The sequence below is a fragment of the Burkholderia sp. YIM B11467 genome (assembly GCF_052952715.1).
Map to the genome: position 1 here is coordinate 452,291 of NZ_JBQVSQ010000005.1, position 22,478 is coordinate 474,768.

Consider the following 22,478-nt stretch of genomic DNA (forward strand, 5'->3'; position numbering starts at 1 on the left):
CTCCCGGCATCTTGGTTCGACGCCGCTCGCTGCATCGCGCGCACTTCGCCTATGCAGCGCTCGCGGCAGCCAGCGCACTGAGCTTCGCGAACGCCGCGTTCGCGGCGCCCGGCACACCGAGCCTGAAGCAGTACGAAATTACGTCGCAACCGCACGGCTTCGTCGAGATCGACATGCAGAAGGCCGGTGTCGCGCCGTACAAGGACATCGTCAAGCTGAACAAGAAGGTCGACGTGCCGCTGCCGTTCGACATCTGGAGCAACGGCACCGCCGTGAAGGCAGTCGCGGTGGTGGACGGCGTCGTCGATCCCGCTTCCGAGGTCCGGATGACGCCCGGCGGCACGCAAAGCGGCCAGGTGGTCGCGAACGTGAAGACACCCGGTGTGAAGAAGATGCAGGTACGCGTCATCGACGCCAACGGCGCGGCGACCGACAGCGCGCCGCTCGACGTGGTGGTGTTCGATACGATTCCCGAGCTCGCGGACGACCTGCCGAACAACGCGAGCAAGAACCACAAGCCGTATGCGAATACGTCCGGCTCGGTGGTCGGCACGTACTTCGCGACCTGGTCGATCTACGACCGCAAGTTCAACGTCGACAACGTGCCGGTCGAGAACCTCACGCACATGCTGTACGGCTTCATTCCGATCTGCGGCGGCGCGGACGTGAACGCATCGCTCGCGAAGGACCTGCCGGGTTCGTTCAACACGCTGCTGCAGAGTTGCAAGGGCCTGCCCGACTACAGCGTCGCGATCCACGACACCTATGGCGAGATGGCCAAGGCATTGCCGGGCCAGACGGCGAACTCCAAGCTCAAGGGCGTGCTCGGCCAGATGATGGCCGCGAAGAAGCGCAATCCCGACCTGAAGATCCTGCCGTCGATCGGCGGCTGGACGCTGTCCGACCCGTTCTTCCAGATGCACGATCCGGCCAAGCGCAAGGTGTTCGTCGATTCGACCGAGCAGCTGCTGCGCACGTGGAAGTTCTTCGACGGTGTCGACATCGACTGGGAATTCCCCGGCGGCAAGGGCGTGAACCCGTCCCTCGGCGATCCGGTGAAGGACGGCCCGCTGTACGTGACGCTGATGAAGGAACTGCGGCAGATGCTCGACAAGCTGTCGCGGGAAACCGGCCGGACCTACGAGCTGACGTCGGCGATCGGCGCCGGCAAGGACAAGATCGACGTGGTGAACTACAAGGAAGCCACGAAGTACATGGACTACATCTTCGACATGACGTACGACTACTACGGTGCGTTCAGTCTGACGGAGCTGGGTCATCAGACCGCACTGCACGCGCCGGACTGGAAACCGGACACCGCGTATACGACGGACAACTCGATCCGGGCGCTGCTCGCGCAGGGCGTCGATCCGAAGAAGCTGGTCGTCGGCGCGGCGGCCTATGCGCGCGGCTGGAACGGCGTGCACGGTTATGCCGACGGCAACCCGTTCACCGGCACCGCGACGGGACCGCACAAGGGCCAGTGGGAACCGGGCATCCTCGACTACAAGAAGCTCAAGGCCGAGATGATCGGGCCGAACAACGCCGGCATCAACGGCTACGAGTATCACTACGACCAGACGGCCGAAGCGCCCTACGTATTCAACAAGAGCACCGGCGAACTCCTCACCTTCGACGACGAACGTTCGGTCCTCGCGAAGGGCGACTATGTGCGCGCGCATCAGCTGGGCGGCCTGTTCTCGTGGGAAATCGATGCGGACGACGGCGACATCCTGAACGCGATGCACAAGGGCCTCGGCCACGGCGACGAAGGCGGCGGCGGTGCCGAAAACCATCCGCCGGTCGCGAGCGCCGGCGCCGACATGACGGTCACCGGGCCGCAGACGGTCACGCTCGACGCGTCGAAGTCGCGCGATCCGGACGGCGACAAACTGAGCTTCAAGTGGGAACAGGTCGGCGGCGATCCGCTGAAGCTCGCCGATACGACGAGCGCGAAGGCACGCGTCGACGTTCCGTCCGTCAAGCACGACACGAAGTACACGTTCCGCGTGACGGTCACCGATCCGGCGGGCCTGAAGGATACGGCGCAAGTCGTCGTGACCGCGCAGGCCGATGCCACGGTCGAACCGCCGCCCGAGGAAAATCGACCGCCGGTCGCGCAGCTCGGCGGCCCGGCAACGGCGGAAGCCGGTCAGGCCGTGACGCTGTCGGCCGAGAAGTCGACGGACCCGGACGGCGACACGCTGACCTACAAGTGGAGCGTGCCGAGCGGCATCGATGCGAAGCCGGCCGGTGCGACGCTGAGCTTCACCGCGCCCGAACTCGCCAAGGACCAGTCGTTCGTTTTCTCGGTCACGGTGAGCGACGGCAAGCTGTCGAGTACCGCCCGGCACACCGTCCTCGTGAAGGCGAAGGATACGGGCGGCGGTGAAGGCGGCGGTGGCGGCCAGTACCCGGCGTACAAGGCCGGAACGCAATACAACGCCGGTGACGTCGTGTCGAACCTCAGCAAGCTGTACCAGTGCAAGCCGTTCCCGTACAGCGGCTGGTGCTCCGGCGCGCCGAGCGCGTACGAACCGGGCAAGGGCTTCGCGTGGAACGATGCGTGGACGCTCTACGGTGATGACGAAGGCGGCAACGGCGGCGGCGAAGGTGGCAACGGCGGTGGCGGTGAAGGCGGTGGCGAAGGCGGCGGCGATCACCCGCAGTACAAGGAAGGGACGAAGTACAACGATGGCGACATCGTCTCCAACCACGGCAAGCTGTACCGCTGCAAGCCGTTCCCGTACACCAACTGGTGCTCGATGGCGGCGTGGGCATACGAGCCGGGCAAGGGCTCCGCGTGGGATCAGGCCTGGGAGGAATACAAACAGTAAGCAACGGCACAGGCCAGGTCCGGCCGACGGCGCCATCGCGGCGCCGCGGCCGACGTGAAACCCGCGTCTCGTGGCGCCCAACGGCTGATGCCGGTCTCGCCCTCGCCTCGTGCGAGGGCGTTTTCGTTTCCGGTGCCGACCCGGGATGGAAGCTCGAATTCCGCGCGTCATCGGATTCCACGCGCCGCAGCCGACCTCGGACCGGCATCAGCGCGATCGCTCGCGGCAACGACAGCGACACGGCGCAACCGCTTTGCGCCGCGCGCCTTGCGACGAACGATCCGGCTTCGGCGTCCATCGGGACGTGGCATGCGTGACACACGAATGCAAAAAAGGCCGGCCCGGTGCGACACCGGATCCGGCCTTTCATCCGCCTCGCCTCAACATCGGTCGACGATCGCGCATCGCGATGCCGCTACGCCGTTCAGGCCGCTGCCTGTCACGCGTCGTCGAGCATTTCCGCCACGGTTCTCGGCAGACGCACGGTGAAACGGCTGCCCTGCCCCGGCGTCGACTCGACGTCGACCGATCCGCCGTGGCGCTCGATCACCGCCTTGACGAACGGCAACCCGAGACCGACTCCGCGGCTCGCGTCGCGATACGTGCCGTCGACCTGGAAAAAAGGTTCGAACAACCGGCGCAGCGCGCCGGCCGGGATGCCGATCCCCTGGTCCTGCACCGCCACCGAAACCTGCCGGTCGTCGGCGTCGATCCATACGTCGACGACCGTATCCTCGGCCGAGTACTTGATCGCGTTGTCGAGCAGATTGGTCAACGCGCGCAACAGCATGTCGCGGTTGCCGAGCACGAACACGTCGGCGCCGTCGTAATGCGGACCCTCGACACGGATGCGCTTCGCGTTCGCACTGTGCCAGAGCTGGTCGACCGCTTCTGTCGCCAGATCGTTCGCCGACACCGGCACGTATGCGGCCGTATCGAGGTGCTCGGCGCGCGACAACTGCGTAAAATCCTGCGCGACGCGCAAGCTGTAGTCGACGAGCTTGTGCAGGTCGGCGAGGAAATCCTCGTCGGTCGCGCCGTCGGCCTGGTTTCGCTCTTCGAGCAGCGACAGTACCGTCGAGAGCGGGTTGCGCAGGTCGTGCGCCATGTGTCTCAGCGTCAGCCGGTCACTTTCGACCGCGGCCTTGATGTTGTGGATATCGACGAGGCAGATCATGCTCGCCGTCGAACTGTGCTGGTCGCCATCGCCGAACGGCGTCACCATCATCATCTGCGTGCGCCCGTTCAGTGCCAGCTCGGCCGAGTGAATCTTGCCGGTCGCCTTCGCGGCGAGCACTTCGTTATGGGCGATCGCCAGCACGCGCTGCGCGGCCGCGTCGCCGTCCGCGTCGAACGTCTCCAGCATCGCGCGGCCGCGCGCATTGCACATCAGCAGCCGGCCGTGCCGTTCGACGAAGACCGGATACGGCAGCGTCTCGATCATGTCGACATAGGCCGTCTGCCACTCGCGAATGCGCTGCATCGCGATCTCGACCTCGTCCTTGGTCGGCGTCGCGACATCGGCGCCTGCCGCATGCGGCGAGCCGACGAACGCGTGCTTGCCGGCCAGCCCGCGCAGCATCCCGTATTCGTTCAGCAGGAACGCACGCAGGCTGCCGGCGCGCCGCCAGCCGCTCACCGCGAAGATCAATACGCACACGGCGAACAACGGGCCGAGCGGCGTCCAGCACGACCAATGCAAAAGCAGCGCCAGTTCGGCGGCAACGAACGTGGCCAGCCACCCGATCGCGAATGCATACATACGCCAGCCCGGCACCAGCATGCAGATCAGCAGCATGCCCGTCGCGACCGCGATGCTGACGGCGACCCGGATCGCCATCGGCTCGCGCCACAGGATGTGGCCGTCGACCAGCGCCTGCGTCACCAGCGCATCGACCTCGACGCGTCGCAACCGCCCATCTTCCGACGTCGACAGGTCGTACGCACCGGACAGATCCGACATCGCGTCGCCGATGAAGACGATCCGGCCGCGCCATGCCGACTCGGGGATGCGCCCTTTCAGCACGTCGACATACGAATAGCGATCGAGATCGAAACGGGCCGGCAGGAACAGCGCGAGCGAACGCGCTTCGACGCGCCCGAGCTTCGCCACGTGATCCTGCACGAGCTCGCGCACGTCGCCGGCAGGCAGCGACGCACCGGCCAGGCGGATCGCCTGCAGTGCGATATGCGGCAGCTCGTCGGCCGCATCGTCCATCCGGACGTACGGCACGATGCCCTGCACCAGATGGTCGCTGCCGAGCACGACGTTGCGCTGGCCGACGGCCGCCGCCGCGCGGCGCAGCTGCGCCGCGGGCAACAACACGGTGTCGGCACGCGTGCGATCGCGTGCAAGGTGGGCGGGCAGGACGACGCGCCCTTGCCGCGCAATTGCGGCCGCGAGCGCATCGTCGCCGCGCGCGGGACCGAACATCGTCATGTCGAGCACGACGCTCGATGCACTGCCAAGACGATCGAGCACCTGCGCATGTGACGCCCGCGCATAACTCTCGCCGCCGCCCAGTTCGTCGATCGTCTTCCTGTCGATCGCGATGACGACGACGTCGTCGCGTTCGCCGTGATCAGCGCCGGTCGCGACCAGATTCCAGTACAGGCGGTCGAGCGGCGACAGCAGCGTTTCGGCGGTCGGCGTACAGCTGAGCGCCGCCAGCAGCGCAACGCCGGCCGTGAGCGGCCATGCGGATGTCGCGATTTTCCAGACTCGAATGAGCCAGTCAGGCATGGAGTGGCATTCCTCGTTATTGTTTTATTCGCCCGAGTTCACCGCGTTCGCGTGCTTCCTGAATGCTTGCGGCGGTCGGCCGCTTGCTTCGTCGCACGCGTGATCCCGCCACGCTGCAGTCGTTCAGTCAGGCTCGGGCCCGTTGCAACCGCAATTGCGCCGCATGCGGGCGCAGGTTGCCAAGCCGGCATGTTGCCCGAACGGCCTTGATTTTTATTTGGTAACGGATTCATTTCCCCCTTGTCCCATAAGAATTCGAGGTTTTCCGTACTTGTCCTATACGCCCTTCCCGGCAACGGGGCGCGACACCGGGATTTCGCGGCAAACGGGCGAGTGCTGTCGCGGTGCGCGCGACCGGAGAACGAGGGACAAAGTTTTTTCATCGCCTTCGATGAAATTATGTTGACAGTCCCTTTGAACACGCTAAAATAGCGGTCTTCGCATCGCAGCAAGCGAAACGTGCCCAGGTGGCGGAATTGGTAGACGCACTAGGTTCAGGTCCTAGCGGTGGCAACATCGTGGAGGTTCGAGTCCTCTCCTGGGCACCACTTATTTAAAAAGGTCGGCTTCTAGCCGGCCTTTTTCTTTTTCAGGCCCAGGAAGCAAAGCGCCTGCGCGCTTTGCTCGCGGTCCCACTCATCCACCAGCCGGACGACCATCGACACACGGCCGCCCGGCCACCGCCCTCAGGCGCCGTTCCAGCGCTTCGCGGCAATCGCGACACGCTCACCCAGCACTTCGGCCGTCTTTCGGTCGCTCTCGAGAATCGCGTCACCCCCCTCGTCCGCATTTGCCTGCGCCATCGCACCGAGGAACGACCCGAGCCGATTCAGATCGTTGACCGAACCCTTGCTGTTGTTGTTGCCGGGCATCAGACCGAGGCTGACCCACAGCATCTGATGCTGGGCAGCAAAGATAGCCAGCTGCTGCAGTGTCGCCAGCTTGTCGCCGCTTTGCGAAGCCGACACCGTAAAGCCGGCCGCGAGCTTGTCGCGCCACTTGCCCCAATGCTTCGACGATGCGTCCATGAAGCCCTTGAACTGCGCGGACGCACTGCCCATGTAGGTCGGCGAACCGAAGACGATTGCCTTCGCATCGCGCTCCAGGTACTCCCAGTGTTCGTCGATCGCGTCGACAGGAATCAACTTGACCGACACGCCATCGACCTTCTCGACACCACGAGCGACTGCGTCCGCAATGACGGCCGCATGGCCGTAGCCGCTATGAAAAACCACTGCGATTTCAGACATGAGGATCTCCTTGGTGCGGACCATTCCGCATAAACGTAACTGCGATAGTAACATAAATGATCGCGATGCAAACAACTGCGCTTGCGTGCGTGTCGCGCTCCGTTGCGATCGACGACAATCCCCCCGCACCGGGATCGACCCGGCAGCGATATCCGGACACGACGCATCCGGCACGCGCTTCCTTTTCGCCCCGCTTCAAAGACCGCACAAAATTTGTTGACAAGCCCCTCGGCCACGCTATAATTGCGGTCTTTCGCGATGCAGCAAAGCGAAACGTGCCCAGGTGGCGGAATTGGTAGACGCACTAGGTTCAGGTCCTAGCGGTGGCAACATCGTGGAGGTTCGAGTCCTCTCCTGGGCACCATCTGTTTTTAAAAAGGTCGGCTTCTAGCCGGCCTTTTTTCATTTCCGGCCCCGCACAGTCACACCGCGCCGTTGATCTATACGGCGTGACAAACCCCTTCCCTAGCCGTCTTCAGGACGGACAAACCGTCGTCGTCCGCGCGACGTGCGCGCCCCTGCCACCCGAATTCCAAAGTTTTCGCTCCCCTGTTCCGCCCCCCATCCCCGTTTCCCCAACCACCCCTCATCCACGACAAAACCGGGATTTCCCTAGGCTGACATGCCGCCGCTCACGCGGTTAAATAAATCAACGTGATTTATTTAATGCGTCGCCGAGCGGCGCAACATGGAAGGAGACGCCATGAGAAGCCCGCACTTCGGCCAGGGAAGCAATTCGGCCAACGTGCGCCGTTACAACGAGCGCCTGTTGCTGAAGACGCTGCGCCGTGCGGGCAGCGCGTCGAAGGCCGACCTCGCCCGCCTCGCGAGCATGACGGGCACGGCGGTCGGCAGCATCATCGCGTCGCTTGCCGACGCGAAGCTGATCGAATCCGCGGGCCGCACCGAAGGCCAGCGTGGCCAGCCGGCCTCGCTGATCCGTCTCGACCCGCGCGGCGCGTTCGGCATCGGCGTCCATCTCGACCGGATGCGCATCGAGACGGCGCTCGTCAACTTCGCGGGTGACGTGCTCGGCCGCCGCTCGCACGACACGCTGCTGCCTCCGCCCGCCGACGTGCTCGAAATCGTGCGTCACGACATCGACGCGATGCAGGCCCTGCTCCCCGACCACGAGCGCGCCCGCCTGACCGGCATCGGCGTTGCGCAGCCTTACAACCTCGGCGCGTGGATGCGCGAACTCGGGCTCGCACCCGACACGTTCCGCGCGTGGGAAGACGTCGATTTCGCCAGCGACCTCGGCCGCATGCAGTCGCTGCCGGTGTTCGGCGAAAACGACGGCAATGCAGCCGCGATCGCCGAGCTGTTCTACGGATACGGCCGGCAGTGCGACGACTTCGTCTACCTGTTCATCGGGCCGGCGATCGGCGGCGGCATCGCGATCGACGGCGACTGTCTGCGCGGCGTGACCGGCAATGCGGGCGACATCGCCGTGATTCCGGTGCCGCCGAGCCGGCTGGCATCCGCGCCACCGCCGCGCGGCCCGTGGGACATCCTGCTCGCGCGCGCGTCGCTGCATGCGCTCGTGCGCCATCTGCGCCATCACGGCGAGACGGTCGAGAACCGCGCCGATCTCGAAGCGTGCATCGCCCGCGGGCTGCCGGCCGTCGACGAATGGATCGACGACTGCGTCGACGCGCTGGCGCCGGCGTTGCGCGCGGTGCTGTGCGTGGTCGATGCGCCGGTGGTCGTGCTCGACGCCGATACCGACGCGGGCCTCCTCGACGCGGTAACGACCCGCCTGCGCGCGGCGCTCGTGGCCACCGCGCCCGAAGCGCGCGGCACGCCGGTGCTCGTGCGCGGCACATTCGGCGCCGACGCCGGCGCGATCGGCGCCGCGACGCTGCCGATGTTCTTCAATTTCTCCCCGCGGGCCGGCATCCTCAAGGGCGCCCGCACCGACTCGCAGGAGGTCAACCATGTCGCGATCTGAGTCGCCCCGCCCGCTGCTCGAAATGCGCCGGATCAGCAAGACGTTCCCGGCCGTGCGCGCGCTCGACAACGTCAGCCTGACCGTCTATCCAGGCGAGATCCATTCGCTGATGGGCGAAAACGGCGCGGGCAAATCGACGCTGATGAAGATCCTGTCGGGTGCGTACCGCGCCGACGCCGGCGGCGAAATCCTGATCGACGGCGCACGCATCGACATCGACAGCCCGCTCGCCGCGCGCGATGCGGGCGTCGCGGTGATCTACCAGGAGCTGTGTCTGTCGCCGAACCTGAGCGTCGCGGAAAACATCTACATCGGCCGCGAACTGCGCCGCGGCAACCGGCGCTGGGGCACGATCGACCGCGCGGCGATGGCGCGCGGCTGCCAGGACGTGCTCGCGCGCCTCGGCGCATCGTTCGGGCCCGACACGCTCGTCGACACGCTGTCGATCGCCGAGCAGCAGCTCGTCGAGATCGCGCGCGCCGTGCACACCCGCGCACGCATCCTCGTGATGGACGAGCCGACGACGCCGCTGTCGTCGCGTGAAACCGAGCACCTGTTCCGCCTGATCCGCCAATTGCGCGAGGAAGGTCTCGCGATCATCTACATCAGCCACCGGATGGCGGAGATCTACGAACTGTCCGACCGCGTGTCGGTGCTGCGCGACGGCGCGTACGTCGGCACGCTCGAACGCGAATCGCTGTCGGCCGAGCGTCTCGTCGCGATGATGGTCGGCCGCGACATCTCCGGCTTCTACAAGAAGGAACACGCGCCGTACGATCCCGGCCACCTGCTGCTGTCGGTACGCGACATCGCCGACGGCGCGCGCGTGCGCGGCTGCAGCCTCGACCTGCATGCCGGCGAGGTGCTCGGCATCGCGGGGCTCGTCGGTGCCGGCCGCACCGAACTCGCGCGGCTGATCTTCGGCGCGGAACCGCGCGTGCGCGGCGACGTGCAGCTGGACGGCCGCACATTCGGCGCGCATTCGCCGCGCGACGCGATCGATGCGGGCCTCGTCTACCTGACCGAGGACCGCAAGCGCCAGGGCCTGTTCCTCGACATGAGCGTGCGCGACAACATCAACATCTCGGTCTGCAATCGCGATGCACGGCTCGGCGCGCTCGACCTCGCACGCGGCGCCGAACGCGCACGCGACGCGATCACGTCGCTGTCGATCCGCGTCCCCAACGCGAACGTCAACGTCGGCGCGCTGTCGGGCGGCAACCAGCAGAAAGTGCTGCTGTCGCGCCTGCTCGAGACGAAGCCGCGCGTGCTGATCCTCGACGAACCGACGCGCGGCGTCGACATCGGCGCGAAATCCGAGATCTACCGGATCATCAACGAGCTGGCCCGGGCCGGCGTGGGCGTGATCGTGATCTCGAGCGAGTTGCCGGAGATCATCGGCGTCGCGGACCGCGTGCTCGTGATGCGCGAAGGCGAGATCGCGGGCGAACTCGGCGGCCACACGCCTACGCCCATCACGCAGGAAGCGATCATCGCGCTCGCCACCGGCTCGCAGGCCGAACTCGCCGACGCGCACTGAGCCGCGCTTTTCATTTTCCTCTTACATTCAGGTTACCGAAATGATCAACCCGACCAAGCAGCGGAACCTCGCTTCCGCGACGGCCCATCCGGTGGGCGATCGTACTCCCCAGTTGCGCGTCGCCGATCATCGCGCACGCATGCAGTCGCTGATCCGCACCGCCGGCATGCTGCCGGTACTGCTGGTGCTGTGCATCGGCTTCGGCTTCCTGACCGACGGCTTCTTCACGCTGCAGAACCTGTCGATCGTCACGCAGCAGGCGTCGATCAACATCGTGCTCGCCGCCGGCATGACCTTCGTGATCCTGACGGGCGGCATCGACCTGTCGGTCGGCTCGGTACTTGCCGCCGCGGCCGTCGCCGCGCTGCTCGCGTCGACCATCCCCGGCTGGGGCTGGCTCGGCGTGCCGTTCGCGCTCATCGTCGGCCTCGTGTTCGGCGCGATCAACGGCGGCCTGATCTCGTTCCTGCGCCTGCCGCCGTTCATCGTCACGCTCGGTGCGATGACGGCCGTGCGCGGCGTCGCGCGGCTGATCGGCAACGACACGACCGTGTTCAATCCGCAATTGCCGTTCGCGTTCATCGGCAACGGCTCGATCCTCGGTGTGCCCTGGCTCGTCGTGATCGCGTGCGCGGTGATCGCGATCTCGTGGTTCATCCTGCGCCGCACGGTGCTGGGGATGCGGATCTATTCGGTCGGCGGCAATCCGGAAGCCGCCCGCCTGTCGGGCATCAACGTGCGGGCGATCCAGCTGTTCGTGTATGCGGCGTCCGGCCTGCTCGCGGGCCTCGGCGCGGTGATGTCGGCCGCGCGGCTCTATGCGGCCAACGGCCTGCAGCTCGGCCAGTCGTACGAACTCGACGCGATCGCCGCGGTGATCCTCGGCGGCACGAGTTTCGTCGGCGGCGTCGGCTCGATCGTCGGCACGCTGATCGGCGCGCTGATCATCGCGGTACTGACGAACGGCCTCGTGCTGCTCGGCGTCTCCGACATCTGGCAGTACATCATCAAGGGGCTCGTGATCATCGGCGCCGTCGCGCTCGACCGCTATCGCCAGCGCGATTCGGCGCGCACCTGAGCCCTTCCCGTCCATTCAACCTTGCGGCGCAGGCAGGTCCTCCTGCGCCCGTCAGCCAACCGACCTCACGGAGACACAACGACATGTTCAAGCACAAAGCCGCCCTGACCGCCGTCGCCTGCGCGCTCGCCTTCGGCGCTTCCGCCGCCCACGCGGCCGACAAGCCGCTCAAATCGATCGGCGTCACGGTCGGGTCGCTCGGCAACCCGTACTTCGTCACGATCGTCAAGGGCGCTGAAGCGCGCGCGAAGCAGATCAACCCGAACGCGAAGGTCACGGCCGTGTCGGCCGACTACGACCTGAACAAGCAGTTCACGCAGATCGACAACTTCATTTCCGCGCATGTCGACATGATCCTGCTCAACGCCACCGACCCGAAGGCGATCGAACCGGCGGTGAAGAAGGCGCAGGCGGCCGGCATCACGGTCGTCGCGGTCGACGTCGCGGCGGCCGGCGCGAACGCGACCGTGCAGACCAACAACGTGAAGGCCGGCGAGCTGGCGTGCGACTACATCGCGAAGAAACTCAACGGCAAGGGCAACGTGATCATCGAAAACGGCCCGCAGGTGTCGGCCGTGATCGACCGCGTCAACGGCTGCAAGACCGTGCTCGCGAAAAACGCGGGTATCAAGGTGCTGTCGAGCGACCAGGACGGCAAGGGCTCGCGCGAAGGCGGGATGAACGCGATGCAGGGCTACCTGACGCGCTTTCCGAAGCTCGATGCGGTGTTCACGATCAACGACCCGCAGGCGATCGGCAGCGATCTCGCCGCGAAACAGCTCAACCGCCCGGGCATCGTGATCACGTCGGTCGACGGCGCGCCCGATATCGAGGTGGCACTCAAGTCCAATACGCTCGTGCAGGCATCGTCGAGCCAGGACCCGTGGTCGATGGCGCAGCAGGCCGTCAACGTCGGCTACGGCATCATGAACGGCCAGAAGCCGGCCAATCCGATGATCCTGATCGAGCCGACGCTCATCACGCGCGACAACGTGAAGACCTACAAGGGCTGGAGCACCCCGCGCTGATCGCGCCGCCCATCCGCGAAACCGGGCAGTGCCCGGCCGTGTCGCCGCGCGCGACGGCCGGCGCTGCCCGTCCGCTCACTTCAACCGCCGCACGGCTGCGCGCAATGGTGCGGCACAAGGTTTTCACATGACGACGACGTTTCCCCGCCTGATCGTATTCGGCGAAGCGCTGACCGATTTCATCCGCGACGACGCGCAGCACTGGCACAGCATCGCCGGCGGCTCGTGCTGGAACGTCGCGCGCGTCGGCGCGCGGCTCGGCGTGCCGACGGCCTTCGCCGGCACGGTCAGCCGCGACATCTTCGGCGACGAACTGATGCGCAAGAGCGCCGACGCCGGGCTCGACATGCGCTTCATCAGGCAGGTCGACCGCGCGCCGCTGCTCGCGATGGTCGTGTCGAAGCAGCCGCCCCATTATTTCTTCATTGGCGAGAACAGCGCGGATCTCGCGTTCGATCCGGCAGACCTGCCCGCCGGCGCGCTCGACGCGGCCGAGATCGTGCACGTCGGCTCGCTCGGCGTCGTGCGCGAGCCGCTCGCGTCGCGCCTGATCGAGGTTGCGCAGGCCGCGCGCGCGGCCGGCAAGCGAATCTCGTTCGACCCGAACTTCCGTGCACCGATGGCCGCGCCGTCGTATCGCGACACGCTGCGTCGGCTGGCCACGCTCGCCGACTGGATCAAGGTATCCGACGAGGATCTGCGCGGACTGTTTCCCGAACTCGACGAAGCGGCCGCGCTTGCGCAACTGCGCGAGTGGGCGCCCGACGCGACGCTGCTCGTCACGCGCGGCGCAGCCGGCATGCAGCTCCTGCATCGCGACACCGAGTTGTTCCAGCCTGCGTTCCCGACCGAGGTCGCCGACACGGTCGGCTGCGGCGATGCGAGCATCGGCGGCTGGCTCGCAAGCCAGCTTGCACGGCCCGGGGTATCGGCGGCCGAGCATCTGCGCTACGCGGCCGCATGCGCTGCGGTCGCCTGTGAGCATGCAGGTGCCTATGCACCGACGGCTGCCGAAGTGGCCGACATGACCAACCGCCCTGCCGCCGCAGCGCTGTCGCGATAGACGACGCCCACGCGCCGCCGTGTCACGCGGCGGTCGTTCCGTCGCCGCCGCCCGGCTGCTTGCCGGCCTGCAGCAGTTGCAGGCTTTCGTCGACGCTCAGCTCGGACATCGCGTCGTCGTGCAGCGTATCGTCCGCCGCACGGCGCAACGCATGCAGCGCGTGCACCTTGAGCCGCACGAGCGCGAGCCGCAGCCCGCGCGCCGTGCATTCGGCCGCGAACGTGCGCAACGATTCGATCGTCGTGCCGTCGACATCCGGCGTTTCCTCGAGGCTCAGCAACACGGTATGCGTGTCCGGCGCGGCCTTTATCAGCGCACGCACGCGATTCAGCATCCGGTCCGCGTTCGCGAAGAACAGCTGCGCCTCGGGCCGCACGATCAGCACGCCCGGCACCGGCTTCGCGTCGGCATGGCTCGCGACGTCGACGAAATCGTGGCTGTCGCGCAGCCGGCCGAGCACGCTGACGTTCGGTTCCGACAGCTTGCGCAGCGTCAGCAGCAGGCTCACGCCGATGGCCGCGAGCAGCCCGTGCAGCACGCCGAGCACGAGCACCGCGAGCAGCGCGGCGATCACGACGAGCCGGTCGCGATGCCAGGCCCAGTACGGCCGGAATACGGACGGATGCAGCGAGTGGCTGACCGCGAAGATCACGATCGCCGCGAGCACGGGCTCCGGCGTGCGCGCGAGCTGCGGCAGCAGCAGCCAGACGATCAGCGCGACCACGCCCGCCGCCCACAGGCCGGCAAAGCGCGACTGCGCGCCGGCCGCTTCGTTCGCCGAGGTCGCCGAATAACCAGCGCCGACCGGCATCCCGTGCAGCAGGCCCGACACGAGGTTCGCGCACCCGAGCGCGACGAGGTCGCGGTTCGGCGACACGCTGTCGCCGTGCTTCAGCGCGAAGTTGCGGATCGATCCATACGACTCCGCGTACAGGATCAGCATCAGCGCGAACGCGAGTTCGACCGTCTGCATCCATGCGTTGCGGTCGAGGTTCGGCAGGCCGAATTCGAGGTGCCGGAAGTCGATATGGCCGACGATCGCGATCCCGTACCGCTGCCAGTCGACCGCATAACCGACCGCGATCGACAGCACGATCACGACGAGCGTCGCGGGCACGCGCGAGCGGCGCCCGAGCGCGAACAGCAACGCCAGCGCGATCGCACCGAGCACGACACTCGCGAGATTCGCATGCGGCGCGCCGGTGATCAGGTCGAGCGCGACACGCGGCGCATCGCTGTGCTGCACGGAAATCGCGAGGATCTTCGGCAACTGCTTGATGACGATCGTCAGTGCGAGGCCGAACGTGAAGCCGCGCAGCACGGGCCGCGCGACGAAATCCGACATGCCGCCGAGTCGCGCGGCACCGGCCAGGATGAACAGCACGCCCGTCATCGCGACGAGCGCCGCCGCGAGCGCGAGCTGCGCGGCAAGCGCCATCCCCGATTCCGCGAGCACGGTTGCCGCGAGCACGGCGGCCGACGATGACGTCGACGACACGATCGCAAAACGGCTGCTGCCCGTGAGCGCATAGACGACGAGCCCCGACAGCAGCGCGATGAGACCGGCCTGAGGCGGCAGGTTGGCCAGCCCCGCATACGCGACCGCCTCGGGTATCAGCAGGCCGGCGATCGACAGGCCGGCCAGCGCATCGAGCCCGATGCGCCGCGTGCGCGGTGGCGGAGGCGCATCGAGCGCGGAGAAATGGTCGGCATGCTGCGGGCCGGCGTCGGGGCGGATCGGGGTCGTCGTCATGAGGCGGTCGGTGCCGTGCGCCGGTCAGGGTTTGACGGCGATGACGCCCGACCAGCCGGGCAGGTAACGCGCATCCTGATCGTGGGCGCGGTGCAGTGCGACGTCGAGCGCCTTCGTGAAGTTCTTGCGAATCTGGTCGAGCGACACATGCTGGCGCAGGTAATCGGCCCACAGGAATTCGCTGAACGGCGTCGCGTCCTTCGCATAACCGCCCGCCGTGCGCAGCTCGCCGGCGAGGCTGCGGTAAGGGTCGTCCTCGAGTCCGGTCAGCGCCTTCGGCAAATGCGCATAGTCGCGGCGCGACCCGTCCGCGCCGAACGGATGCACCCACTGGTTGTGTTCCATGATCCGCCAGAAGATCGTGTTGTCGAGCCACGACAGATCCTTCAGCAACATCGCGTTCACGCGCGACTCGCCTTCCTCGATCAGCGCGAGGCCGAGATGGTGGTGATCGGTGATGTAGTGCAGCCCGTCCGGGCCGAGGACGGCCGGAAACCAGTGCGATTCGATCGCGGCCTTGCGCGCGCGCTTGTCGAGCGCCTTCCAGTGCTTGCGCTTCGCCTTGACTTCACGATAGCCAACCGTCATCTGCGTCGGACGCAGCGCGTCGAGCCTGACGGGAATGAGATGAACGTCGTTGCCGAGTGCCATGGTCGTACCCCATGTTGCGAAATTCCGGCAACGATACTCCTGATCGGGCGAGCCGTTAATACGTCATGACCTCGATACGCATCCGATTGACGATCTCTGACAACCGGCCGCGCCTGCGCACGACGCTGCGCTACGCGCGCAGATCGTTGCGCTCGAGACGATGACGTATGTAAGGAATGCCATCGTGCACCACGCTCACGCGACGCATCCCGAGCTTGCGCGCGACATTCAGCGAGCCGGTGTTGGCCTCCGCGATATCGGCGATCACGCGCGGCAGCCGCACGGTGTCGAACGCGTGACGCACGACGGCCGCCGCGGCCTCGCTCGCGAAACCGCGCCCCCATGTCGTGCGCACCAGCCGCCAGCCGATCTCGACGTCGCGCGCACCGTCCGCATAGTCGGGAATCAGCAGGACCCAGCCGATGAACGCATCGGGCGCGGCCTTCTCGAAGATCGACCAGTAGCCGAGGCCCGGCGGATAGTCGCGCGTGATCCGGTGCGTGACGAAGCGGCGATGCTCGACGGGATCGTGCCACGGGCCCGCAATGTGCCGCGTGACCTCGGGATCGCGATCCATCGCGATGCACGCATCGAGATCGGCCAGCACGCGCGGACGCAGCCACAGCCTGGCGGTTTCGAGCACGGGCAGCGCGGCGGCGGAACCTTCGGTCATCGGGACTCCTGATTCGGTGATGATGCGCGTCGAGCGCATTACGGAATGGATACAAACAGCCTTCCGGAATGATACAGATGCCTGTCGCTTGTCTCGCGCGGCGCCGTTTCCGTTTTCGAAACAGTTCATTTCGTAGGGATTATTCCCGATTCGACGTTATCGCGCCCCACATCGCGCGGCGCGGCGGCCTACACTCGATCAATGCCCCCGCACCGCGCGCAAGCCGGGCCGGCATCCGCATGCACATCGTGAGCGCGCAAGCCAACGAGGAGACCTCGGACATGAGCTGGACCCGCGAACAACGCAACGTCACGATCGCCGCCTACCTGGGCTGGACGCTCGACGCGTTCGATTTTTTCCTGATGGTTTTCGTGCTGAAGGACATCGCCGCGGAATTCTCGTCGACGATCCCAGCCGTCGCGTTCGCGCTCACGCTGACGCTCGCGATGCGCCCGATCGGCGCGCTGATCTTCGGCCGGCTCGCCGATCGCTTCGGCCGACGCCCGACGCTGATGGTCAACATCGCGTGCTATTCGCTGCTCGAACTCGCGTCGGGTTTCGCGCCGAGCCTGACCGCGCTGCTCGTGCTGCGCGCGCTGTTCGGCATCGCGATGGGCGGCGAATGGGGCGTCGGCTCCGCGCTGACGATGGAGACCGTGCCGACCCATGCGCGTGGCCTCGTGTCGGGCCTGCTGCAGGCCGGCTATCCGAGCGGATACCTGCTCGCGTCCGTCGTGTTCGGCCTCTTCTACCAGTACATCGGCTGGCGCGGCATGTTCATGGTCGGCGTGCTGCCCGCGCTGCTCGTGCTGTACGTGCGTTCGCACGTGCCCGAATCGCCGGCGTGGAAGCAGATGGAGAAGCGCCCGCGCCCGAGCCTCGGGGCCACGCTGAAGCAGAACTGGAAGCTCACGATCTACGCGATCGTGCTGATGACCGCGTTCAACTTCTTCTCGCACGGCACGCAGGATCTTTATCCGACGTTCCTGCGCGAACAGCATCACTTCGATCCGCATACCGTGTCGTGGATCACGATCGTGCTGAACATCGGTGCGATCGTCGGCGGCCTGTCGTTCGGCGCGATCTCGGAGCGGATCGGCCGGCGTCGCGCGATCTTCATCGCCGCGCTGATCGCGCTGCCCGTGCTGCCGCTGTGGGCGTTCTCGAGCGGCCCGATTGCCCTCGCCGCCGGTGCGTTCCTGATGCAGATCTCGGTACAGGGTGCGTGGGGCGTGATTCCGGTTCACCTGAACGAGATCTCGCCCGACGAAATCCGGGCGACCTTCCCCGGCGTCGTCTACCAGCTCGGCAACCTGCTCGCGTCAGGCAACGCGACGATGCAGGCATCGCTCGCCGTTTCGCACGGCAACAATTACAGCCTGGCACTCGCGCTCGTGGCCGGCATCGTCGCCGTCGTGATCGCCGTGCTTATCCTGTTCAGCCGCGAGCGGCGCGGCATCGACATGACGCAATCGGTCAATACGCGTAGCGCCGTCAGCTAGATCCGCGCATTGCCGCACCGCACCATCGCGCGTGCCCCGCCCCGCCGGGGCCGCGCTCAATACTTTCCGCATTCGCACATCGAACTAGAGGAATTTGTCCAGATTCCCCGCTTGCCCGCTCGGCCCGCGATTTTTTATCTTAATAAAAACGACTGTTTGAATCAGATAATCAAATCACCTGTTCGCGGCCGGGCAACCGGCATGGGAGGCGGAACATGGCAGTAAGTCAGGAGGGGCGACCGTCCGTTGGACGACCGTCCGGGGCGCGGTCATCCGGCGCTCGGCAGACGGGAGGGACGAAGGCACGCATCCTCGATGCGGCCGAGGATCTGTTCATCGAACACGGCTTCGAGGCGATGTCGATGCGGCAGATCACGTCGCGCGCGGCGGTCAACCTCGCCGCGGTCAACTATCACTTCGGCAGCAAGGAAGCGCTGATCCACGCGATGCTGTCGCGCAGGCTCGACCAGCTCAACCAGGAGCGCCTCGGCATCCTCGACCGCTTCGATGCGCAACTCGGCACGCACATCACCTGCGAGCACGTACTCGGCGCGATGTTCATTCCCGCGCTGAAGGCATCACGCAATCCCGACCGCGGCGGGCCCGGGTTCCTCCGGCTGATCGGCCGCGCGTACACCGATCCCTCGCCGTTCGTGCGCAACTTCCTGACCGCGCACTACGCGAGCGTCGCGGGCCGCTTCTTCGATGCGTTCCAGCGCGCGTTGCCGCATCTGCCGCGCACCGAGCTCGGCTGGCGGCTGCACTTCGCGATCGGCGCGCTGTCCGGCGCGCTCGCGGGTGCCGAAACGGAAAGCCTGATCGACGAGTTCTCGCAAGGCCGCACGATGAACGACGTGCAGATGATCGCGCGGCTGTCGTCGCTGATCGTCGCCGCGCTGAAGGCACCGATGCCCGACAGCGCGCAGTTGTCGATCTTCGCGGCGGTACTCGACGACGCGGGGGCGAGCGAAGCATTCGGGCTGCTGCCGGGTGCGGCGGCTGCCGATACGGCGACGCTGCATTCCACGAACTGAACGCGCGGGGCCACGCGCGGCTTCCTGTTCACGATTTTTCATACGCGCGGTCACGCGGGGCGCCGAGGCGCCCGTGCTGATCGACCGCGAAGCATCACGTACCGGCAGGTGATAACGCGCCTGCCGGTGCCGAAAGCAAAGACCGGAGATACGTCATGTCAGCTTCCGCAGCATCCGCAGCGGCCCAGGTTCCGCCGAACACCGACGGCATCTGGTACGCGTCGTACCCGCCCGGCGTACCGCACGAAATCGACGTCACGCAATACGCGTCGCTCGTGCAGTTCTTCGACGAATGCACGACCCGCTTCGCCGACCGCGTCGCGTACGTGAGCGCAGGCGCATCGATGACCTATCGCACGCTCGCCGGGAAAGTCGACGCATTCGCATCGTATCTGCAAAGCATCGGCGTGAAGCCCGGCGACCGCGTCGCGATCATGCTGCCGAACACGTTCCAGTACCCGGTCGCGCTGTTCGGCACGCTGAAGGCCGGCGCGATCGTCGTCAACGTCAATCCGCTCTACACCGCACGCGAGCTTACGCACCAGCTGAAGGACAGCGGCGCGCAGACGATCGTCGTGTTCGAGAACTTCGCGAGCACGCTGCAGGACGCGCTGCCGGACACGCAGGTGAAGAACATCGTCGTCACCGCGCTCGGCGACCTGCTCGCCGACGGCTTCAATGCGAAAGGACGCCTGATCAATTTCGTGTTGAAGCACGTCAAGAAGCTGGTGCCGGCCTACCACCTGCCGCAGGCAACCCGGCTGCGCTCCGCACTCGCGCTCGGCGCGCGCGGCAAACCGCAGCCGGTGCAGACGACGCGCGACGATCTTGCGTTCCTGCAATACACGGGCGGCACGACGGGCGTCGCGAAAGGCGCGATGCTCACGCACGGCAACCTGATCGCGAATCTGCTGCAGGCAAAGTCATGGATCGCCGACCAGGTCTCGGGTGACGTCGAAACCGTGCTCACGCCGCTACCGCTCTATCACATCTATTCGCTGACGGTGAATGCGTTCATCTTCATGGGGCTCGGCGGGCGCAACATCCTGATCGCGAACCCGCGCGACATGAAGATGGTGATGAAGATCATCCGCAACGAAACGTTCACGGGGATCACCGGCATCAACACGCTGTACAACGCGTTCCTCGACAACGAGGAATTCCGCCAGCGCGACTTTTCGAAACTCAAGCTCGCGATGGCGGGCGGCATGGCGATGCAGCGCGCGGTCGCGGAGCGCTTCCAGCAGGTGACGGGCCGGCCGGTCGTCGAAGGCTACGGCCTGACCGAATGCTCGCCGATCGTCACGATGAATCCCGTGGACCTGAACGACATGGCCGCGTTCAGCGGCTCGGTCGGCCTTCCCGCGCCGTCCACCGTCGTGCGCTTTCGCCGCGAGGACGGCACCTGGGCCGCCATCGGCGAGCCCGGCGAGCTGTGCGTGCACGGTCCGCAGGTGATGCGCGGCTACTGGCAGCGCCCCGACGAAACGGCAAAGGTGATCGACGCCGACGGCTGGCTGGGCACCGGCGACATCGGCGTGATGGACGAACGCGGTTTCATCCGCCTCATCGACCGCAAGAAGGACATGATCCTCGTGTCGGGCTTCAACGTGTATCCGAACGAGATCGAGGAAGTGCTCGTGATGCACCCGGGCATCAGCGAAGCCGCGGCGATCGGCATTCCGGACGACGTGCAGGGCGAACGGATCAAGGTGTTCGTCGTGCGCCGCGACCCGTCGCTCACCGTCGACGACGTGCTCGCGCACTGCCGCAAGAACCTGACCGGCTACAAGATGCCGAAATTCGTCGAATTCCGCGACGCGTTGCCGCAGACGAACGTCGGCAAGATCCTGCGCCGCGCGCTGCGCGACGAGGAACTCGCCAAAATCAAGGCCGCGAAGCAAGGCTGAACGATCCATCGCTCCGGGAGACGCTGTCGATGAACGAAGGAATGAAGTACCGCGCGCGGCTTGGCGCCACCGCGGCAGTTGCGTGCATGCTGTCGTTCGCGCAGGCCGGCCTGCATGCGCAGGAAACGGCCGACGCCGCGAGCGCGGCGCAGGGCATCGCGCTGCCGGCGGACCTGGCGAAGGTCACGCACGAGCCGGTTGCACAGCAGGCGCGCTGGCTGCGCGCGGCCGCGCAGCGCGGCACGCTCGCGCAACTCGACGACGCGACGCTCACGGCGCTCTTCAAGGCACTCGATCCGCTCGCCGTGCCGCTCTATATCCGTAACGGTCCTAACGGTTATCCGTCGTACCAGTTCACGATGGTGCGCCAGGAGCGCATCAGCGGGAAATGGTCCGACACGCCCGACCGCATGCTCGTGAAGACCACCCGCGAGCCGCTGCGGGTGTATGCAAAATGGCTGCCGGGCGGTGCGCATGCCGGACAGGAGACCATCTACGACACGACGCAGCGCAAGGACGAGATGTACGGCCATCTCGGCGGCCTGCTCGGCAAGATTCCGCTGTGGACGGCACTCGACGGCGCACTCGCGCGCGCCCAGTCGAATCACCAGGTGAAGGATCTCGGCACCGAGTTCATCACGAACCTGTACCTGACCGAAGGGAAGAAATACGAGGAAGCCGGCGTGCAGCGACCGACCCAGGTGGAAGCGAAGACGATCGGCGGCGTGCGCGTCGTCGCGCTCACGTACGAAACGCCGACCGGCCGGCCGCAGTTCTACGCAAAGAAGGAAACCCTCGGGCTCGACCTGCATGCGCCCTATTTCCGGACCGTCGAGTCCTATGACAACGACGGCAGGATCTTCGAGCGGATCGTCATCGAGAAAATCGCGCCGGCGACGCTCGACGACACGGCATTCGACCCGAAAAACCCCGACTACGCGTTCTGATGCGCGCCGACGGGGTCGAACTTCGGATCAATCGTCGTCATCGTCGCCGTGGTGCTTGCGCCAATGCTTGTCATAGTGCCGGTGCCACTTCCGGTAGCGATCGTCGTCCTCGTCGCCGTAGTAGCCGTATCCGTAGCCCGGATAAGCGACCACGGCCGGCTGCGGCGCTACATAGACCGGCGCCGGCTCGACATAGACCGGTGCGACCGGTACGCCGATGCCGACCGACAGATCGACATGCCCCGCCATTGCACTGCCGGAGGCCAGCAACGCCACGCCCCCGACCCACCCTGCCCATCGCCTCTTGTTCATGTTCTGGATCCCTGATATACCGGCCCGCCCGGCTCGCGACGCCAATGTAAGCGCCGCGCGCACACCAAGGTGATACGGTGCTGCGAGAGTCGTAACGCGACGTAACGAAACGGCTTTGGCCATTCGGCCTAATCGCGAAAATGCGCTGCAACGTCTATAGTGGGTTACGGTTCGACACAATCACGGCTGCGCGCTTCCCGATCGAA

The 22,478-nt window shown here is 66.2% G+C and carries 16 protein-coding genes and 2 tRNA genes; 12 read left to right on the plus strand and 6 right to left on the minus strand.

Features of this window, described 5'->3' with window-relative positions:
- The first annotated feature begins 11 nt into the window (after positions 1 to 11).
- The gene (locus ACTRWB_RS20480) at positions 12 to 2,837 is read left to right on the plus strand and encodes a glycosyl hydrolase family 18 protein (RefSeq protein WP_446903079.1); all 2,826 of its coding nucleotides are present in this window, start codon (positions 12 to 14) and stop codon (positions 2,835 to 2,837) included.
- A 439-nt stretch (positions 2,838 to 3,276) separates the two neighbouring features.
- Here ACTRWB_RS20480 and ACTRWB_RS20485 read toward each other — a convergent pair whose 3' ends face one another.
- Positions 3,277 to 5,580, minus strand: coding sequence for an ATP-binding protein (locus ACTRWB_RS20485; RefSeq protein WP_446903080.1), 2,304 nt, complete (start codon positions 5,578 to 5,580; stop codon positions 3,277 to 3,279).
- 461 nt (positions 5,581 to 6,041) lie between these two features.
- Between ACTRWB_RS20485 and ACTRWB_RS20490 the strand changes: the two genes are divergently transcribed.
- Positions 6,042 to 6,128, plus strand: a tRNA-Leu gene (locus ACTRWB_RS20490).
- A gap of 138 nt (positions 6,129 to 6,266) precedes the next feature.
- Here the strand turns inward: ACTRWB_RS20490 and ACTRWB_RS20495 are convergent.
- Complete coding sequence (locus ACTRWB_RS20495) at positions 6,267 to 6,830, minus strand: flavodoxin family protein (RefSeq protein WP_343491740.1); 564 nt, start codon at positions 6,828 to 6,830, stop codon at positions 6,267 to 6,269.
- Positions 6,831 to 7,107: 277 nt separating this feature from the next.
- Between ACTRWB_RS20495 and ACTRWB_RS20500 the strand changes: the two genes are divergently transcribed.
- The 6 genes from ACTRWB_RS20500 to ACTRWB_RS20525 all read left to right on the plus strand — a co-directional run bounded on the left by ACTRWB_RS20500 (position 7,108) and on the right by ACTRWB_RS20525 (position 13,490).
- A tRNA-Leu gene (locus ACTRWB_RS20500) sits at positions 7,108 to 7,194 on the plus strand.
- 339 nt (positions 7,195 to 7,533) lie between these two features.
- Positions 7,534 to 8,781: an ROK family protein gene (locus tag ACTRWB_RS20505; protein ID WP_129514438.1), complete on the plus strand. Its 1,248-nt coding sequence runs from the start codon at positions 7,534 to 7,536 to the stop codon at positions 8,779 to 8,781.
- Entirely contained in the window at positions 8,768 to 10,321 is a 1,554-nt protein-coding gene (locus tag ACTRWB_RS20510; RefSeq protein ID WP_446903081.1) for a sugar ABC transporter ATP-binding protein, read from the plus strand. Before ACTRWB_RS20505 ends, ACTRWB_RS20510 begins: the two co-directional genes overlap by 14 nt.
- Before the next feature lie 40 nt (positions 10,322 to 10,361).
- Positions 10,362 to 11,399 (plus strand): ABC transporter permease subunit, encoded by a 1,038-nt coding sequence (locus ACTRWB_RS20515; RefSeq protein ID WP_446903082.1) that lies wholly within the window; start codon positions 10,362 to 10,364, stop codon positions 11,397 to 11,399.
- Positions 11,400 to 11,482: 83 nt separating this feature from the next.
- Positions 11,483 to 12,427 (plus strand): ABC transporter substrate-binding protein, encoded by a 945-nt coding sequence (locus ACTRWB_RS20520; protein ID WP_419687166.1) that lies wholly within the window; start codon positions 11,483 to 11,485, stop codon positions 12,425 to 12,427.
- 127 nt (positions 12,428 to 12,554) lie between these two features.
- Entirely contained in the window at positions 12,555 to 13,490 is a 936-nt protein-coding gene (locus tag ACTRWB_RS20525; protein WP_446903083.1) for a carbohydrate kinase family protein, read from the plus strand.
- Between the two features lie 22 nt (positions 13,491 to 13,512).
- On the opposite strand, the gene ACTRWB_RS20530 is transcribed toward ACTRWB_RS20525, so the two are convergent.
- From ACTRWB_RS20530 to ACTRWB_RS20540, 3 genes are all read right to left on the minus strand, one after another.
- A complete protein-coding gene (locus ACTRWB_RS20530) occupies positions 13,513 to 15,243 on the minus strand; it encodes a SulP family inorganic anion transporter (protein ID WP_446903084.1) in 1,731 nt (576 codons plus the stop codon).
- 24 nt (positions 15,244 to 15,267) lie between these two features.
- Complete coding sequence (locus ACTRWB_RS20535; RefSeq protein ID WP_129514432.1) at positions 15,268 to 15,894, minus strand: ParB-like protein; 627 nt, start codon at positions 15,892 to 15,894, stop codon at positions 15,268 to 15,270.
- A gap of 130 nt (positions 15,895 to 16,024) precedes the next feature.
- Positions 16,025 to 16,567: a GNAT family N-acetyltransferase gene (locus ACTRWB_RS20540; RefSeq protein WP_048243966.1), complete on the minus strand. Its 543-nt coding sequence runs from the start codon at positions 16,565 to 16,567 to the stop codon at positions 16,025 to 16,027.
- Between the two features lie 281 nt (positions 16,568 to 16,848).
- Between ACTRWB_RS20540 and ACTRWB_RS20545 the strand changes: the two genes are divergently transcribed.
- The 4 genes from ACTRWB_RS20545 to ACTRWB_RS20560 all read left to right on the plus strand — a co-directional run bounded on the left by ACTRWB_RS20545 (position 16,849) and on the right by ACTRWB_RS20560 (position 21,960).
- Positions 16,849 to 18,069: an MFS transporter gene (locus ACTRWB_RS20545; RefSeq protein ID WP_129514430.1), complete on the plus strand. Its 1,221-nt coding sequence runs from the start codon at positions 16,849 to 16,851 to the stop codon at positions 18,067 to 18,069.
- Between the two features lie 215 nt (positions 18,070 to 18,284).
- Positions 18,285 to 19,103, plus strand: coding sequence for a TetR/AcrR family transcriptional regulator (locus ACTRWB_RS20550; protein ID WP_446903085.1), 819 nt, complete (start codon positions 18,285 to 18,287; stop codon positions 19,101 to 19,103).
- A 155-nt stretch (positions 19,104 to 19,258) separates the two neighbouring features.
- Positions 19,259 to 21,013, plus strand: coding sequence for an AMP-binding protein (locus ACTRWB_RS20555; protein WP_446903086.1), 1,755 nt, complete (start codon positions 19,259 to 19,261; stop codon positions 21,011 to 21,013).
- Positions 21,014 to 21,042: 29 nt separating this feature from the next.
- A complete protein-coding gene (locus ACTRWB_RS20560) occupies positions 21,043 to 21,960 on the plus strand; it encodes a DUF1571 domain-containing protein (RefSeq protein WP_446903087.1) in 918 nt (305 codons plus the stop codon).
- Positions 21,961 to 21,987: 27 nt separating this feature from the next.
- On the opposite strand, the gene ACTRWB_RS20565 is transcribed toward ACTRWB_RS20560, so the two are convergent.
- The gene (locus ACTRWB_RS20565; RefSeq protein ID WP_129514427.1) at positions 21,988 to 22,272 is read right to left on the minus strand and encodes a PXPV repeat protein; all 285 of its coding nucleotides are present in this window, start codon (positions 22,270 to 22,272) and stop codon (positions 21,988 to 21,990) included.
- Positions 22,273 to 22,478 lie beyond the last annotated feature (206 nt).